Here is a 16479-nt window from a genome sequence, read left to right on the forward strand (position 1 = left end):
GGCGGGTGGTCTTGTGGTGGATTACTCGGCGGCGAGCTGTTGGGCCGCCCACTTCGGCTGCTCGGGCGCCGGCAACCCGGTTTCCTCCATCGAACGGGCGCGCAGCGCCTCGATGGACGGGCCGAAATCGAACACCGGCACGGCGCCGCGCTCGGCGCGCATCTTGGTCCGCAACGCCTCGGTGGCCGCGGCGTCGACGCTGCCATCGGCGGCAATGACGACGCCATAGCCCAGCGCGCCCTCGGCGGTCACCAGACCCTGCCTGATCTCCTTGGCGACGAGCGCGGGATCGCGCTCCAGCGGATCGCCCCAGCCACCGCCACCCCAGGTGATGAAGTGGAGGATGTCGCCGGCCTCGACATGGAAGTCCTCGATCTTGTTGCCGACGACGACCTGGGTGCCATCCGCCTTTTCGAGAATCTTGCGCGCCCGGGCGCCGGGCTTGCCGCCGTTGACGCCCCACGGCGGCACGAACCAGCGATCGTCATGAATGGCGATCATGCCCGACTCGAGGAAACGGTAGGACATCTTGATGCCGTTGCCGCCACGGTGCAGGCCAACGCCGCCGCTGTCCGCCACCGTCTCGTAGCGCTCGATGATGAGCGGGAAATAGCGCTCCAGGAACTCGTTGGGCACGTTGGTGAAGCCGGGGAACAGCGAGTGGCCGTCCGGTCCGTCGCCCAGCGGGCGGCCGGGAATGCCGCCGAAGCCGATCTGGAACAGCTGGAAATAGTCGCCCTGTTTGTCGGTGCCGGAATAGAACAGGTGCGGGCTCGACGAGAAGCCGGCGGCGTTGAGGAACTCCGGCGTCTTCTGGCCGAGCAGACCGCCCAGAATGTCGAAAATCCGGCCCAGCGCATGGGTGCGGCCCGACAGGGCGGCGGGGAATTTCGGCTTCAGCAGCGAGCCTTCCGGGATCCGCACGTCAATCAGGCTGTAATAGCCGTCGTTGAACAGGATCTGCGGGTCGAACACCATGATCATGTAGATGCCGAAGAACATGCGGAACATGTTCTCGTTGAGCAGGAAGTTGATCGATGCCGGGCTTTGCGGGTCGGTGCCGGCGAAATCCAGCACCACCTTCTCGCCCTCGCGCCACATGGTGCACTTGAGCTTGTAGGGACCAAAGCCCATGCCGTCGTCGCAGATATAATCCTCGAAGGTCACCGGCGCTTCGCCGATCGAGGTGGCAATGAGCTGCTTCATCGCCTTGTAATTGCGCTCCAGCAGTTCCTCGCAGGCCGACACGAACACGTCGTCGCCGAAGCGGTCGCACATTTCCAGCACCCGGCGCGAAGCCACCCGGCAGGAGGCGATCAGCGCATTGAGGTCCGCCGAGCACCACGCCGGGGTGCGCACCTGGTGCATGATGAGCTTGATCAGCTCCTCGTTATAGACGCCGTTCTTGAAGATCTTCACCGGCGGAATGCGCACGCCTTCCTGGAAGATCGAGGTGGCGTCGATCGGCATCGAGCCGGGCACCTTGCCGCCGATGTCGGACTGGTGGCCGAACATCGAGGTGTAGGCGATCAGTCGGCCATCCTTGAACACCGGCAGCAGCACCAGCCAGTCGTTGCAGTGGCTGATCGAGCCCCCCACCGAATAGGGGTCGGAGAGCATGATCATGTCGCCCTCCTCCACCGTGCCGTGGAAGCCCTCAAGGAACGGGCCGATATAGCTGCCGAACTGGCCGACGATCATCCGGCCCTTGTGGTCGGCGATCAGCGGAAAGGCGTCGCCCTGCTCGCGGATGCCCGGCGACATGGCGGTGCGCACCAGGGTCGCGTCCATTTCGACGCGGGCGTTGCGCAGGGCGTTCTCGATGATGTCCAGCGTTACCGGATCGATCGCCACCTTGTTGAACGGAGTCGTGTTGCTCTGAATGATCTGGGCGGTCATGGTCCGTATTCCCTCAGGCGAGGTTGATCAGAATGTTGCCGACGTGGTCGACCGTGGCAATGCAATCGGCCTCGATCAACGTCGTCGAGTCCATCTCGATGACGATGGCCGGGCCCTTGATGACGTCGTTGGCCTTGAGTTTGGCGCGATCGTAGATCACCGCCGGCATCATCTGACCGTTCATCCACAGTTCGTGATCGCGGATTTTCGCGTCCGACGGATCGCCGTTGCCTTCCGGCAGGCGGGCGGCCGGCAGCTCAAGTGCCTTGCCCAGCGCCACCGCGCGCAGGTTCACGATCTCGTGCTCGCTGTCCATGTTGAAGGTGAACAGCCGTCGATGCTCCTCGTCGAAGCGCTCGGTCAGCCAGCCGATGCCCTTGGCCTTCAGGTCGTCGCGGGCGACGTCCATCGGCACTTCGAACGCCTGGCCGGAGTAGCGGACGTCGATCTCGAAGGTGATGGTGATGTCGTCGGACGACAGGCCCTCGTCCTTCAGCTCCTGCTCGGTCTGGCAGGCCATCTCGTCCAGGATGGCTTCCAGTTCGGCCAGCGTGGTCTTGGACGCCAGCTTGGAGAAGGACCGCGCGGTCTCGGTGCGCATGCGGGTGGTGGCGTCCCCCAGCGCGCACAGCACGCCCGGGCTCACCGGCGAGATTGCCGGCCAGCTGCCCATCAGGCGGGCCACGGCGTTGACGTGCAGCGGACCGGCGCCACCGAAGCCCATCACCGCGAAATCGCGCGGGTCATAGCCCTGCTGCACCGAGATCATGCGCAGCGCGCCGAACATGTTCTCGTTGACGATGTCGATGATGCCGCGCGCGGCGGCGTAAAGGTCGATGCCCAGCGCGTCGGCGATGGTCTGCACCGCCTTCTTGGCGCCTTCGCGGTCCAGCTTGAAGGTGCCGCCCAGCAGCGCTTCCGGCAGATAGCCCAGCACCACGTTGGCGTCGGTCACGGTAGGCAGCGTACCACCCTTGCCGTAGGCGACCGGACCCGGCACCGCGCCGGCCGACTGCGGACCGACGCGCAGCGCGCCGGTGAGTTCGGGCACATAGGCGATCGAGCCGCCACCGGCGCCGACCGTCTTGACGTCGAGCGCCGAGGCGCGCACCGCCAGGTGGCCGACCTCGGTGGTCCGCACGCGGCGGGCCTCCAGATTCTCGATCAGCGCCACGTCGGTGGAGGTGCCGCCGACGTCGAGCGTCAGGATGTTCCTGATGCCGGCGTTCTTGCCGACCCAGATGGCGCCGGTGACGCCACCGGCCGGGCCGGACATCAGCAGCGACACCGGATGCTCTTCCGACTTCTCCGACGACATCAGGCCGCCGTCCGAGCGCAGCAGGGCAAGCTTGCCCGCCATGCCGGCGCCGCGCAGCTTGTCGCGCAGGTTGCGGACATAGCGGCCCACCACCGGACGCACCGCCGCGTTGGCGACGGTGGTCAGGGTGCGCTCATATTCCTGCATTTCCGGCAGCACCTGATGCGACAGCGACACCGGAATACCCGGCAGGATTTCGGCCGCCAGCTCGCCGACCCGCTTCTCGTGCGCGCCGTTGAGGTAGGCGTTCATCAACGACACGGTCAGCGCCTCGATGCCCTGCGCCTTCAGCGTTTCCAGCGCGGCCCGAATGTTTGCCTCGTCGATCGGACGGATTTCCTCGCCCTGGGCGTTCATGCGCCCCTTGATCTCGACCGTGTCCTCCAGCGCCGCCAGCGGTTCCGGCTTGGGCCAGACGATCCAGCCGGCGAGACCACCCGGCACGAAGCTGCGGGCGATCTGCATCACCTGGCGGTAACCCTCGGTGACGATCAGCCCGACCTTCGAGCCCTTGCCTTCCAGGATGGCGTTGGTGGCGACGGTCGTGCCGTGCAGGAACACCTCGACGTCCGACGGCTTGATCCCGGCCTTGGCGCAAATCGCCTCCACGCCATTGAGAATACCCACGGAACTGTCGTGCGGCGTCGACGGCGTCTTGTGCCGCCAGAACTCGCTCGACGCCTCATCGAACAACAGGAGATCGGTAAACGTCCCACCGACGTCAACACCCAGACGATAAGCCATACCCATCCTCAAAAACTGCAATTGTTGCAGCGGAACAAACGCCCCGCCACCCGAAGAATGACGCCGGAACACTATGCTGACATCCGCCAGCCTAGCCTGTCCTTGCGCCAGCCTATCCGCTCTGCGACCTTTGGAACAGGTGACATGGCCCCGCACGCCGGGGCAAGGCCAAGATGTTGCCCAAGGAGACTGAAATGGCCATCGAATCACCGTCGCTGCATTCCGACAACCTGTCTTTTCTGAGCCGCCGCGCCACCGGCACCGGGCTGCTCATCAACGGCGACTGGCGCGGGGCGGCGAGCGGGCGCACCCTGCCGACCCTCGACCCGGCGACGGGTCGGGAAATCGGCCAGATCGCCGCGGCCGGCCCGGCCGACATCGACCAGGCCGTACAGGCGGCGCGCGGCGCGCTGGATACGTGGCGCCACACCACGCCGGTGGAGCGGGCGCGTATTCTCTGGGCCATCGCCGACCTTATCGAGCGCCATATCGATGTACTCGCCGAGCTGGAGACGCTCGACCAGGGCAAGCCGCTGTTCGTCGGCCGCTGGGCGGAAATTCCCGGCGCCATCAACCAGTTCCGCTTCTTCGCCGGGCAGGCGATGGCGATCGAGGGCAATACCATCGAGAGTTCCATCAACTATCAGCCCGCCGGCAAGCAGATGCGCACCTGGACCGTGCGCGAACCCGTCGGCGTGGTCGCCGCCATCGTGCCCTGGAACTCGCCGCTGGTGCTGACGGCGATGAAGCTGGCGCCGGCACTGGCGGCCGGCTGCACCATCGTGCTCAAGCCCGCCGAGGACACCTCGCTCACCGCCTTGCGGCTGGGTGAGCTGATGATGGAGGCCGGCCTGCCCGCCGGCGTGCTCAACATCGTCACCGGGCTCGGCGCCGAAACCGGCGCGGCGCTGGCCAGCCACCCGGACGTCGACAAGATCGCCTTCACCGGCTCCACCGCCACCGGCCGCGCCGTGCTGGACGCCGCCAAGACCAATTTCAAGCGCGTCACCCTGGAGCTGGGCGGCAAATCGCCGAGCATCATCCTGCCGGACGCCGACCTCGACCTCGCCATCCCCGGCGTCGCCAACGCCATCTTCTTCAACGCCGGCCAGGTGTGCATCGCCGGCTCGCGCCTTTATGCCCACCGCTCGTTTTTCGACAAGGTGGTGGAAGGCGTCGCCCGCTACGCCGAAGGGCTGCAGCTCGGCCACGGCCTCGACCCCGCGACCCAGATGGGTCCGGTGGTCTCCCGCAAGCAGGCCGACCGGGTGGCCGGCTTCGTGGCCGGTGCGCGCAAGGAAGGCGCCACTGTCGTCACCGGTGGCGATCAGGCCGGCGAGGCCGGCACCTTCGTCACGCCGGCCGTTGTCACCAACGTGCGCCCCGACATGGAGATCGTGCGGGAGGAAGTGTTCGGCCCGGTGCTGGTCGCCCAGCCTTTCGACGACGTCGACGAGGTGGTCGCCGCCGCCAATGACAGCCAGTATGGCCTTGCCGCCGGCGTGTGGACCGAATCGCTGTCGGCCGCCCACCGGCTGAGCAGCGCCATCCGTGCCGGCACGGTGTGGATCAACTGCCACGCCATGTACGACGCCTCGCTACCGATCGGCGGCGTCAAGCAGTCCGGCTGGGGCCGCGACAGCGGCAAGCAGGCGCTGGACAACTATCTGGAATGGAAGACCATCTGCGCCGTGGTGTGAGACAAGCCTGGGCGACGGGCATGGCTGCCGGCAAGGCCGGCTGCCGCATCACCCGATGATTCCTGTCGTCCGCAGCGCCGCGAGCGCATCCGGCTGAGCGGGAAAATCCGCCATCAGTGCCGCCAGCGGCGCGTCGACATCCGGCAGGCCGGCGAACGCCAGACAACCCCGCGCCTTGTCCCGGTGCTGGTCGTCGGTCAGCGGCCAGGCCGGCGAGCCCAGCTGGGCCGTCACGTCGACACGCAGCTCCCGGCCGTCTGTCAGGCGAGCGATCGCCTGGGCCGGCACGAACGCCGCCGGGTCGGGATTGCCATCGTCGACGACCGACACCTTCGCGGCCAGCGCCAGGATTGCCGGATCGCGCAACGTCGCCGGCTGGAAGTCAGCCAGATCAACCTTGCCCCGGGTCAGCGTCACCGCCACCAGCCAGGCCAGACACAGGCGCGCATAGCCGGGCTCCATCGCCTCATGGGCCGGTCGGCCGACCAGACGATGGATCAAGGGGGGCGCGACATAGGTGAACGACGCCAGCTCCTCGGCGCGCAGGCCCTGCTCCTGCATCAGCCGCTGGGTGGCGACGATGCCGCCATGGCCGGCCCGGCCGGTGGGAAACGGCTTCCAGCTGACCTCGGCGATATGCCGGCCAGCTATGCGCTGCCCCGGCACGCCGAGACCGGCCACCGCCGCCTGTGCCGTGCCCTCGACCTCCAGCAGACCGAAGTAGCCGAACGGGCCATCGACGGGGTGGCGCACGCCCGGCATGCCGGCCCGCGCCAGATCGACCGCCACCAGGGCATTGCGGGCGGCGTTGGCGACCTGCACCGGCAGTGCCGGCTTGCCCTCGACATGGGCCTGCATGGTGCCGGAGGCAAACGACAGGGCGTGACCGAAGGCGTCCAGCGCCACCGCCCGGGGCAGGCGTGCCAGGTTGGCGATCGCCGCCACACAGCCGAAGATGCCCGCCGTCGCCGGCCGGAAGAAGCTCAGCGGCCCGGCGGCGAGCCCCAGGCACACCGCGATGTCGACACCGGCGACCAGCGCCGCCAGGAAGGCCTCGCCATCGACCGGCGCCGGCGCGCGCGCCGCCTCGGCCAGCACTGCGGACAGCACCGTCGCCATCGGGTGCAGCACCGCCGGTTCATGCACGCAGTCATATTCCTGACCGTGAATCTGGAACCCGTTGACGAAGGCGGCCGCATGGGGCGGCAACTGGACATCCGGCCGACCCAGGACGCCGGCCGTGCCGCCGCTGCCCCAGCCACGGGCAATGTCCAGCACGGCGTCAGCATGGGCGGCGTGGCGGCCGGCCGCACCGACGCACAGGCTGTCATGCAGGAAGGTCAGTGCCGCCCGGCGGGCATTCGCCGGCACATCGGCCCAGCGAACGCCCAGCGCATGGTCAACGAGTTGCTCGGACGGGTTCAATGGGTCTCTTCCCCGCCCGAGACGTTCATGCTCTCGCCGGTGATGTAGAGGGCATCGTCGGAACACAGGAAGGCGACCGCCGCCGCCGTGTCGGCCGGCAGGCCCGGCCGGCCGAGCGGGATGCGCGCGGCCATGCGCTTGAGATATTCGTCCACCGAAATGCCCTGCACTTCGGCGAAATGCTCGTTCTGCCAGGCGCCGAGCCCCGTGGTCACATGGTTGGGGCAGACATTGTTGACGGTGATCTTGTGCTCGCCAAGCTCGATGGCGGCCGACCGCGCCAGGCCGACCAGACCATGCTTGGAGGCGGTGTAGGCCTGGGCATGCGGGAAGCCGGACTTGGCGGCCTGACTGGCGATGTTGATGATACGCCCGCCCCGGCCCTGACGGATCATCACCTCGGCGGCGGCCTGCAGGCCATAGAAAGCGCCAGTCAGGTTCACGGCGATCACGGCGTTCCAGTCCGCCGGCGTTACCTCCAGCATCGGCTTCATGATGTAGCCGATGCCGGCGTTGTTGACCCAGATGTCCAGCGAGCCATGCGCCGCGACGGCATGCGCGGCCAGCGCCCGCACCTGCTCGGGGTCGCGCACGTCGCACGGACAGGTCGAGGCCTTGGGCAGCGAGGCGGCGATGGCCGCCATCTCGGCGGTGCCGCCGATCATGCTGTCCGGCGTCGCGGCGTCCCGCGACGCGCCGATGTCGGAAATGACGACCGCGGCACCTTCCGCCGCCAGCCGCCGCACGATCGCCTCACCCAGCCCGCCAGCGCGGCCGGACCCGGTAACGACGGCTGTCTTGCCCGCGAACCGCATGTCAGAGCTTCTCCGTCGTCAGGAACGTCACATCGGCCATGGCCTGGAAGGTGGCGGCGATCGCCTGCATCGCCTCGGTGGCGATGTCGGCGCCGAAGGCGTCCATGTCGGCGACGTCGATGATCTCGACATAGGCATAGGGAGCCGCGGCGTCACTGCCGAGCTGGCCGGTGGCGCGGAACACCTCGAAGCGCTCGATCGAGCCCAGCCCGTTGACCGTCGGCAGGTCGACCTCGCGTGCCCAGGCCTCATAGGCGGCCGGCTCGACGCCCGGCTTGAGATTGAACAAGGCAATCAGGCGCATCGCGGATCTCCATGTAAAGTGCATGAGGCCAGAACAGAAAGCCGTTGCTACCAACCCCGACGGGGCGGCGGGAGCCCCCGCCCCGAACTGTCCGACGTGCGGCCAGCGCCCGATCTGGCCGTTCCGTCGCCACCGACGGGCGCATCATAGGTGGTTCAGGATTGTACAGCGAGGAGCTGATCGTGGACGAAACGCGCAGCAACACCCCCGTCGCCAACTATGACGGGCCACCCGATTACCGGGTGATCGGCCGCCACGCCGTGTTCCCGCAAACCTCGCACGACGAGATCGAGCGGATCAACTTTCTCGCCCAGATGAACCGCCACCTCGCCGCCCGCGTCGTGCCCGGTGTCAAGGCCGCCTATGACGCCCGCGTCGCGCCGCGCTTCGAGGCCGAACAGGGCCGCCCGATCGCCAACCGGCACGAGGCCCGCAAGGCGCTGCTGAAGGACCCTGCTTTCCAGACCTGGTCGGCCTTGCGGCGCATGACCATGGAACAGCGCCAGCAGGCCGGGCGCTGGACCGCCATCCGCCAGCGCGAGCGGCTGGCCCGCCTCGCCGCCGAACTGACCGACGGCGACGACCGCCTCCGGCTCGACCCGAGCCTGGCGATCCCGCGCTACGTGGCGGCGGTGGACCACCACTGCATGCCGGGCAGCTACCATCAGGAGGCCTTCCCCGGCGATGTCACCAACGGCGCCAATTACGACCACGCCGGCTTCGTCACCACCAGCGGTCTGCTGGGCAAATATTCCGATGGCGGCGGCCACGCCGTGGCGCGCTGGGTGAAGCGCAATCTGCCGGACTTCAAACCGCGCACCATCCTGGAGATCGGCGGCACGGTCGGCCACAGCAGCCTGCCGCTGGCGCAGGCCTTCCCCGAGGCGGCGATGACCGTGGTTGATCTCGGCGCGCCGGTGCTGCGCTACGGTTTGGCCCGCGCCAAGTCGCTGGGGGTCGACAACATCCGCTTCGTCCAGGCGAGTGGCGAGGATCTGTCGATGTTCGCCGATGCGAGCTTCGACTGGATTCAGACCACCATGTTCCTGCACGAGTTGTCGTCGACCGCGCTGCGCAACATCTTCGCCGAGACGCGCCGGCTGGTGCGGCCCGGCGGCATTGTCCTGCATGTCGAGCAGCCGCAATACGCGCCGGACATGCCGCTGTTCGAGCAGGCGATGCGCGACTGGGACGCCTTCTACAACAACGAGCCGTTCTGGAGCCGGATGCACGAGATGGACCTCGACGCCGCCATGCTGGCGGCCGGCTTCGAGCAGGACAAGCTGATCCACGGCGGTGTGACGGCGGTGGTGGACCGCGAACTCTTCCCCGACGCCGCCGACGACGACACCGAGGACTATGGTCGCAAGGCGGCCTGGCATGTGATTGGAGCCATCGGCTGATGAGTATTTCCGACGCCCTGCGCGAGGCTGGCGCCAAGCCCGCCGGCAAGCGCCCCTATTTCATGACGCCCGAGGTCGAGCGGGTGCTGGCGATCACCATGGCCGTGGCCCAGGAACTGGCGGTCGCCCGCCAGCGCAACGACACGCTGGAGCGGTTGCTGGCCGCCAAGGGCATCCTCGCCGCCGGCGAGATCGACGCGTTCGCGCCCGATGCCAACGCCGCCGCCGAACGCGCCTTGTGGACCCAGGAATATATCGCCCGCATCCTGCGCATCGTGCAGCAGGAGAACGAGGCCGCCGTGCTCGCCGACGACGTGGCGTCCGAGGATGTCGGTGAAGAAATCAGCCGCGACGCATGACCGAGTTTGATTTTTCCGTTCCCGTTCTCGTCGTTGGCGGTGGCGCCTGCGGCGCGGTCGCGGCACTGGCCGCCCACGATCAGGGCGCCGAGGTCCTGCTGGTCGAGCGCGATGGCCGCCCGCTGGGCTCCACCGGCATGTCGCAGGGCCTGTTCTGTGCCGCCGGCACCAGGGCTCAGGCCGCGCTGGGCATCGAGGACGACGGCGAGACCTTCTTCGCCGACATCATGGCCAAGACCGGCGGCCAGACCGACCCGGTCATCGCCCGCGCCATCGCCTTCGGCTCGGGGCCGACGCTCGACTGGCTGGTCGAGCGCCACCAGCTACCCTGGTCGCTCGACCAGGGGTTCCGCCCGGCCTATGGCAACAGTCGTTTCCGCGTCCACGGCTGGCACGGCCACGGCGGCCAGGACATGGTGGAACTGCTGCACCAGAAGCTGGCGGAGGCTGGCATCCCGACCCTGCTGCAGGCACGCCTCACCGACATCATCGCCGACGACGATGGCCGTGTGCGCGGCGTCGAACTGACCCGGCCCGACGGCACGATCGAGCGCCTGGGCTGCGAGGCCCTGATTCTCGCCACCGGCGGCTTTGCCGCCAACCATGACATGTTGGCCCGCTACATCCCGGAGATGGCAACAGCCCGTAACAACGGCCACGAGGGCAGCCAGGGCGACGGCATCCGGCTGGGCGCCAAACTGGGGGCGGCAGTGGGCGACATGGGCGCCTACCAGGGCTACGCCATGCTCACCGACCCGCAGGGCATCAGCGTGCCGCCGGGCGTCATTGTCGAGGGCGGGATCATCGTCAACCAGGCCGGCGACCGCTTCGTCGACGAGACGGCGGACATCGCCGGCATGGTCCGGCCGGTGCTGGAGCAGCCGGGCGGCTTTTGCTGGGTGGTGTTCGACGCCGCCATCGAGGCCCGCTGCGCCTACATCCCGGAAACCAGGGCCCTGATGGAACTCAACGCCGCCAAGACGGCCAGCAGCATCGAGGAACTAGCAACCCGCATCGGCGTCGATGCCGCCCGCCTATCCGCCACGCTGGCGGAGGCCTGGCAGGCCCAGAAGGCCGGCATCGCCGACAAGACCGGTCGCGTGTGGGGCAGCGACACCCCGCCGAGCCCGGACTATCGGGCGCTCAAGGTGGTGGGCGCCATCTACCACACCCAGGGCGGCTTGCAGATCAACGGCGAGGCTCGCGTGATGCGTGCCGATGGCAGCGTGCTGCCCAACCTGTTCGCGGGCGGCGGTGCGGCCCGCAGCGTCTCCGGGCCTTCGTCCTGGGGCTATCTGCCGGCCATGGGGCTGTGCACGGCGGTCACGCTGGGCCGGATTGCCGGCGAGACGGCGGCGCGTCAGGTGCTTGCCTGAAAGCTGCCGCCGCCCGGCGGCATCACAGCGCCCGGAAGGCCTCCAGCCGGGCGCCCCACGGCGTCACCAGGCCCGCCGCCTCCACCTCGCCGTAAGGCGCCAGCAGGAACGAGCGACGAGGCTGGACGGCGCAGCCCGCCGCGGCCGCCCGACCGACGACGCCGTCGACATCCCGCACCGGGAAGCGCAGCGAGGCCCAGCCGCGATCCGGCGGGCTGGCGTTGGCAAAATCGAGCCCTTCGCCCTCGAAGGCGATGATTTCGAGCGAGCCTTCCATGCGCCCGTGCGGGTGGTAGATACCGACGCGAATCTGCCTGGTACGCGCGACATCGAGCGGCAGGCCCATGCAGTTGAAACCGGCCTCGTGGGCCCACTGCGACTCCTGCACCGGTTTCCAGCCCATCACCTCGGTGTAGAAAGTGCGCGCCGCATCGAAATCGGCCACCACCTGGGTGGAGTTGAACACGTAGGACGCAGGCCCGGTGACGGCCTCGAACCCCTGCAGCGGCGGCGCCACCCGTTCCATGAACGCGATGCACACGCCGTCGCCATCGCGGGAGACCACTTCCTTCACCGACACCGGGCCGAAGTCCCAGGCGGTGATCGGCGCGAAACCGGCGAAGCCCGCCTGGGTCATGCCGCGATACAGCGTCTCGATGGAGCGCAGCGCGCGAATGTTGATGTCGAAGATGCCGCCGGTGTCCCACGGCTGGGCGCCATCGCGCATGACCCCGGTGTCACGGCCGGGGAAGGCCAGCAGGCGGATGTAGCCGCGCCCCTGGGCTGCGTCACCGATCAGGACTTCATGAGCCTGCCAGTCGGCGGGCACGCCGAGCAGGTCCAGCGACTCCCGTGCCGGCGCCCCTTCCCAGAGGCGCCCGTAACCCAGCACCCGGCACAGCCGATCCGCGGTCGCCGACGCATCACTGACAATGGCGACGGCTTCCTGAAAGCCGTTGTCCAGCGCGCGCATCATGCCGCCACCTCATTGTCGAAACGACGGTAGCGCCCGAGAAGCAGCAGCGATGCGGCGCCCGCGACCAGAATGCCGCATGACGCGATCAAGGCCCTGGTGTAGCTGCCGGTCATGTCGAAATCCTTGCCGAACAGCAGCGGACCGAAGCCGGCGCCAAGAGCAAAGAAAACATACAGGACGCCGTAGATGGTCGCATAAGAGCGCATCCCGAAGTAGCGGCACACGAGATAGGCCATCAGGTCGTATTCGATGCCCAGCGCAAACCCGATCAGGAAGATCGAGGCCGCCGCCACCGGATAGCTGAGATCCTGCCCCGTCAGCAGCCAGCAGGAAATCGCCGGCAGGCTGATGATGATGAAGCCAACCGCGGGTGCCCAGAAGCGGTCCAGCAGCCAGCCGCCGATAACCCGCCCGACGAGCGCCGAAAAGCCGATCAGGGGCGTCAGCGCCAGAATGGTGCCTGGCGCGACACCCGCGCTGGTCAGGATATTCTCCATGTTTGGCACCGGCCCACCCAGTGCGAAGGATACCGGAACGATGGCGAGGATAAGCAGCCAGAAGCGCCACTCCCGCAGCGCCTCCGGCAGCGTCAGTCCGCCCTGGAGCACACGGGCCACGCCGCTCCCGGCCTGGCTCTCCTTCTCCTTGAACAGGAAATAGGCGGTCGGGAACGCGATGATCAGCGGCAACAAGCCAAGACCGACATAGGCCCAGCGCCAGCCGAATTCGGCAATCATCCAGGCCAGATAGGGCTTGGCCAGTACCCCGAACAGGCCGGTTCCCATCAGCGAAATGCCCAGTGCCAGCCCCTTGCGGGCATCGAACCAGTTGTTGACCACCTTGGTCCAGGTGATCGGCAGCGTACCGGCGCCGAACGCCGCGACGATCGCCCAGCTCACATAGAACAGCGTCAGCGAGCCCGTCGACAGCGCCAGTGACATGAACGCGAGCGCGAACAGGACCAGCGATGTCAAGGTGACCCGTCGCACGCCGTACTTCTCGGCGACCCAGCCCGCCAGGGGGCCGGCCCACAGCACCACGATCGTGGTGACCGTGATACCGCCCATGATTTCACCGATGGACCAGCCGAAATCTCTGGCGAGATGCGGCGCGAAGACACCAATGGTATAGAACGGCATGGGCGACAGACCAAGGCCGATACCCAGAAGCGAGGCCAGGACGATCTTCCAGCCCTGCCTGAACTCACCATAGCCTGCAGGCTGAGCTACGCCATCCGCCACTGCCACGTCACGCTTCCTTCCCTGTTATGGTCCGGGTGATTGGCCCTTTCACGTCGCATCGCCACAACGGATGCGCCGCGAGCATCCGCCCTGCGGATAATCAAGCCGCTACATCTCCGCCATCGTGGCCGCCCCTCTAGTTTCGAACACACTCCCCCGTCCGACCTCACGATTACAGGCAGGATCGAGCCATGTCGTCCAATGTCACGCCCCTCCCCGCGGACCTCGCCATTCCCGACCTCGCCACCCGCTTTGCCGCCATCGTGGGCGCCGAGCAGGTGCGCGACGACGCGGAAACCCTGAGCCTGTTCAGCGAGGACATCTGGAGCCCCAGCGCCCACAAGACCCTGCTGGTGATATCGCCGCGCTCGACGGCGGAACTGAGCCAGGTGGTCGCCCTTGCACATGCTGCTGGCCTGTCGCTGGCGCCGCGCGGTGCTGGCATGAGCTACACCGGCGCCTACCTGCCCGCCAATGACCGCACCATCTCGCTGGACTTCTCCAGAATGGACCGCGTCCTGCGCGTCAGTCCCGAGGATATGACGGTCACGGTCGAGGCCGGTTGCAGCTGGCTGAAGCTCAATGAAGCCCTCGCCCCGCATGGCCTGCGCACGCCCTTCTGGGGCCCGATGTCGGGCATCTATGCCACCATTGGCGGCAGTCTGTCCCAGCTCAACGCCATGTTCGGCGCCGGCCACTACGGCACATCGAGCGAAAGCGTGATCGCGCTCACCATGGTACTGGGCGACGGCCAGATCCTGCGCACCGGCGCCCGTGGTCCCGACGGCGACACGCCGTTCTATCGTCACTATGGCCCCGACCTCGCCGGCCTGTTCTGCGGCGACGCCGGCACGCTTGGCGTCAAGGCCGAGATCACCCTGCGCCTGATCCGGACGCCGGCCCACGAGGACTATGCGTCCTTCTCGTTCAAGACCGGCGAGCAGATGCTCTCGGCCATGGCCGAGATGGCGCGCGCCGGCATCGCCAGCGAAATGTGCGCGTTCGACCCCGGCCTCACCAAGGTGCGCCTGCAACGCATGTCGATGATGAGTGATGTCAAGGCACTGGGCGCGGTCATCAGCAAGGAAAAGAACATTGGCAAGGGCCTGCTGTCAGCCGCCAAGATCGCGTTGAGCGGTCGCAATTTCATCGAGGAGGAGGAATACCCCCTCCATGTCATCGCCGAAGGCCGCTCGAAGGAAGGTGTCGCGGCGGATCTCGCGACCGCGCGCAAGATCGCCAAGGACTTCGATGGCGTTGAGATCGCCAACACCATCGCCAAGGTGATCCGCGCCCAACCCTTCCCGCCGCCCAACTCCATGCTGGGCCCCAAGGGCGAAAGCTGGGCCCCGGTGCATGGCCATGTGTCGTTGTCCAACGCGCCGGCGATGTTCGGCGAGATTCAGGCGATGTTCGCCGAGATGGCCGCCGAGTTCGAGCAGCACAGCATCACCACCGGCTTCCTGTTCACGGCACTGGCGACCAACGCCGTCACCATTGAACCGGTATTCTTCTGGCCGCATGGCTATCGCCCGGTCCATGCCTCGATGATCGAGCCGGCCCATCTGGCGCGCCTGCCCAAGCTGCCGGCCAACCCGGAGGCGACGGCTGTCGTCTCTCGCGCCCGCGAAGCCGTGAAGGCCATCTGTGCCCGCTATGGCTGCGCCCATTTCCAGATCGGCCGCAGCTATGATTATCGCGGCAGTCGCGACGAAGCATCCCGGCAGCTGCTCGACGCCATCAAGCAGCTGGTGGACCCGAGCCGCCAGTTCAATCCCGGCGGTCTGGGTTTCCCGAAATGAGCGAAACCTACCGCGCCATCCGGCTCGACCGCGTTGCCCCGTCGTTCCGCGAGGCGACGGCGATCGTCGACCTGCCACTGGCTGAACCCGGACCGGGCGAAATTCGCGTACGGAATGCCTATTGCGGCATCAATGGCATTTTCGACACCCAGATTGCCCGCAATGCGGTTGATTATGTTCGCCTGACACTGCCTACCTTCACGGGCGTCGAGGCCATCGGCACGGTGGATGCGGTTGGCCCCGGTGTCACCGATTTCGCGGTTGGTGACGCCGCCGTCACGGTGCGCTTCACCGGCGGTTACCGGGAAGCCAACACGGGCCCGGCGTCCCAGTTCGTGAAAGTACCGGCGGCGACGCCCGACTGGCTGGCGCTGGCCTCGACGGGTGTGTCCGCCCTGCTTGCCATTGAACATATCGGCGCCCTCAAGGACGGCGAGACCGTTGCCATCTCCGCGGCCGCCGGTGGTCTCGGCCATTTCCTGGTGCAGATTGCAGTTCAGCGGAACTGTCATGTCATCGCCGTGTGCGGTGGTGCCAAGAAGGGGGATTTTGTCCGCGATCTGGGCGCCCGGCGGGTGATCGACTACCGCCGTGAAGATGTCGGCGAGGTACTGGCCCGTGAATACCCCCATGGCATCGACGTCGCGGTCGACACGGTCAGTGGAGCAATCTTCGACGCCTTCCTCGCCAACATTGCCCGCCATGGCCGGCTGGTCGTGGGCGGCGCCGCCAGCGATCTGGAGGGTAAGCCGGAGATCGTCACCGCGCCCCGCATCGCCCATGCCATCTACTACAAGGGTGCATCAGTACGCGGCTTCATGAACGGCCTGCTGACCGAACATTGGCCGGCCGCGCGGGAGCGGCTGTTCGCGCTTTACCGCGAAGGCAATGTGCAGGTGAGATTCGACGACCGCCATTTCCAGGGGCTGGAAGGCGTCTATGACGCCATCGAGCATCTGCTGTCGGGTCAATCCATCGGCAAAGTGATCGGGTCGCGTCCGTCAAGGTGGTGTAATTTCGGCTGTGGCCGTGGGCCATCGTCAGGCGGCTTTGGCGGTGATGTGTAGGGGCTGATTTTCCTCCTCGATCATGGGTTGGTTGAGTTCGGCCATGCCTT

13 protein-coding genes are annotated in these 16479 nt (G+C 67.3%); 6 read left to right on the forward strand and 7 right to left on the reverse strand.

The window, feature by feature from the left end; translation table 11 throughout:
- Window positions 1–21: 21 nt before the first annotated feature.
- Both ABU113_RS10880 and ABU113_RS10885 read right to left on the reverse strand, forming a co-directional pair.
- A complete protein-coding gene (locus tag ABU113_RS10880; protein WP_454559541.1) occupies window positions 22–1899 on the reverse strand; it encodes a hydantoinase B/oxoprolinase family protein in 1878 nt (625 codons plus the stop codon).
- Window positions 1900–1912: 13 nt separating this feature from the next.
- Window positions 1913–3961, reverse strand: a complete 2049-nt coding sequence (locus ABU113_RS10885; protein WP_454559542.1) for a hydantoinase/oxoprolinase family protein — start codon at window positions 3959–3961, stop codon at window positions 1913–1915.
- Window positions 3962–4155: 194 nt separating this feature from the next.
- Here ABU113_RS10885 and ABU113_RS10890 point away from each other — a divergent pair, with 194 nt between their 5' ends.
- Complete coding sequence (locus ABU113_RS10890) at window positions 4156–5661, forward strand: aldehyde dehydrogenase family protein (RefSeq protein WP_454559543.1); 1506 nt, start codon at window positions 4156–4158, stop codon at window positions 5659–5661.
- Window positions 5662–5709: 48 nt separating this feature from the next.
- On the opposite strand, the gene ABU113_RS10895 is transcribed toward ABU113_RS10890, so the two are convergent.
- The 3 genes from ABU113_RS10895 to ABU113_RS10905 are packed head-to-tail and all read right to left on the reverse strand — an operon-like array spanning window position 5710 to window position 8205.
- The gene (locus ABU113_RS10895) at window positions 5710–7086 is read right to left on the reverse strand and encodes an MmgE/PrpD family protein (protein WP_454559544.1); all 1377 of its coding nucleotides are present in this window, start codon (window positions 7084–7086) and stop codon (window positions 5710–5712) included.
- On the reverse strand, window positions 7083–7901 hold the full coding sequence (locus ABU113_RS10900) for an SDR family NAD(P)-dependent oxidoreductase (protein WP_454559545.1): 819 nt from the start codon (window positions 7899–7901) through the stop codon (window positions 7083–7085). The genes ABU113_RS10895 and ABU113_RS10900 overlap by 4 nt, the downstream gene beginning before the upstream one ends.
- A gap of 1 nt (window position 7902) precedes the next feature.
- Window positions 7903–8205 (reverse strand): REDY-like protein HapK, encoded by a 303-nt coding sequence (locus ABU113_RS10905; RefSeq protein ID WP_454559546.1) that lies wholly within the window; start codon window positions 8203–8205, stop codon window positions 7903–7905.
- Between the two features lie 182 nt (window positions 8206–8387).
- On the opposite strand from ABU113_RS10905, the gene ABU113_RS10910 reads away from it, so the two are divergent.
- From ABU113_RS10910 to ABU113_RS10920, 3 genes are read left to right on the forward strand one after another with little or no spacing between them, the layout of a single operon-like run.
- Window positions 8388–9608, forward strand: a complete 1221-nt coding sequence (locus ABU113_RS10910) for a methyltransferase domain-containing protein (RefSeq protein ID WP_454559547.1) — start codon at window positions 8388–8390, stop codon at window positions 9606–9608.
- Window positions 9608–9967, forward strand: a complete 360-nt coding sequence (locus tag ABU113_RS10915; RefSeq protein WP_454559548.1) for a hypothetical protein — start codon at window positions 9608–9610, stop codon at window positions 9965–9967. The genes ABU113_RS10910 and ABU113_RS10915 overlap by 1 nt, the downstream gene beginning before the upstream one ends.
- Complete coding sequence (locus ABU113_RS10920) at window positions 9964–11343, forward strand: FAD-dependent oxidoreductase (protein WP_454559549.1); 1380 nt, start codon at window positions 9964–9966, stop codon at window positions 11341–11343. The genes ABU113_RS10915 and ABU113_RS10920 overlap by 4 nt, the downstream gene beginning before the upstream one ends.
- Before the next feature lie 22 nt (window positions 11344–11365).
- Here ABU113_RS10920 and ABU113_RS10925 read toward each other — a convergent pair whose 3' ends face one another.
- On the reverse strand, window positions 11366–12319 hold the full coding sequence (locus ABU113_RS10925) for a VOC family protein (protein ID WP_454559550.1): 954 nt from the start codon (window positions 12317–12319) through the stop codon (window positions 11366–11368).
- A complete protein-coding gene (locus tag ABU113_RS10930) occupies window positions 12316–13566 on the reverse strand; it encodes an MFS transporter (protein ID WP_454559551.1) in 1251 nt (416 codons plus the stop codon). The genes ABU113_RS10925 and ABU113_RS10930 overlap by 4 nt, the downstream gene beginning before the upstream one ends.
- A gap of 185 nt (window positions 13567–13751) precedes the next feature.
- Here ABU113_RS10930 and ABU113_RS10935 point away from each other — a divergent pair, with 185 nt between their 5' ends.
- Together ABU113_RS10935 and ABU113_RS10940 are read left to right on the forward strand one after the other, a co-directional pair.
- Complete coding sequence (locus ABU113_RS10935; RefSeq protein ID WP_454559552.1) at window positions 13752–15362, forward strand: FAD-binding oxidoreductase; 1611 nt, start codon at window positions 13752–13754, stop codon at window positions 15360–15362.
- Entirely contained in the window at window positions 15359–16429 is a 1071-nt protein-coding gene (locus ABU113_RS10940; RefSeq protein ID WP_454559553.1) for a zinc-binding dehydrogenase, read from the forward strand. The genes ABU113_RS10935 and ABU113_RS10940 overlap by 4 nt, the downstream gene beginning before the upstream one ends.
- The last annotated feature ends 50 nt before the right edge of the window (window positions 16430–16479 follow it).

Source organism: Parapedomonas caeni (assembly GCF_041060555.1).
Taxonomy (GTDB): domain Bacteria; phylum Pseudomonadota; class Alphaproteobacteria; order Sphingomonadales; family Sphingomonadaceae; genus CAUJIW01.

Bases quoted from the DNA above. Each gene is read 5' to 3' on its own strand.
- ABU113_RS10880 (WP_454559541.1), bottom strand. From the start codon at position 1,899: ATGACCGCCCAGATCATTCAGAGCAACACGACTCCGTTCAACAAGGTG.
- ABU113_RS10885 (WP_454559542.1), bottom strand. From the start codon at position 3,961: ATGGCTTATCGTCTGGGTGTTGACGTCGGTGGGACGTTTACCGATCTC.
- ABU113_RS10890 (WP_454559543.1), top strand. From the start codon at position 4,156: ATGGCCATCGAATCACCGTCGCTGCATTCCGACAACCTGTCTTTTCTG.
- ABU113_RS10900 (WP_454559545.1), bottom strand. From the start codon at position 7,901: ATGCGGTTCGCGGGCAAGACAGCCGTCGTTACCGGGTCCGGCCGCGCT.
- ABU113_RS10905 (WP_454559546.1), bottom strand. From the start codon at position 8,205: ATGCGCCTGATTGCCTTGTTCAATCTCAAGCCGGGCGTCGAGCCGGCC.
- ABU113_RS10915 (WP_454559548.1), top strand. From the start codon at position 9,608: ATGAGTATTTCCGACGCCCTGCGCGAGGCTGGCGCCAAGCCCGCCGGC.
- ABU113_RS10920 (WP_454559549.1), top strand. From the start codon at position 9,964: ATGACCGAGTTTGATTTTTCCGTTCCCGTTCTCGTCGTTGGCGGTGGC.
- ABU113_RS10925 (WP_454559550.1), bottom strand. From the start codon at position 12,319: ATGATGCGCGCGCTGGACAACGGCTTTCAGGAAGCCGTCGCCATTGTC.
- ABU113_RS10935 (WP_454559552.1), top strand. From the start codon at position 13,752: ATGTCGTCCAATGTCACGCCCCTCCCCGCGGACCTCGCCATTCCCGAC.
- ABU113_RS10940 (WP_454559553.1), top strand. From the start codon at position 15,359: ATGAGCGAAACCTACCGCGCCATCCGGCTCGACCGCGTTGCCCCGTCG.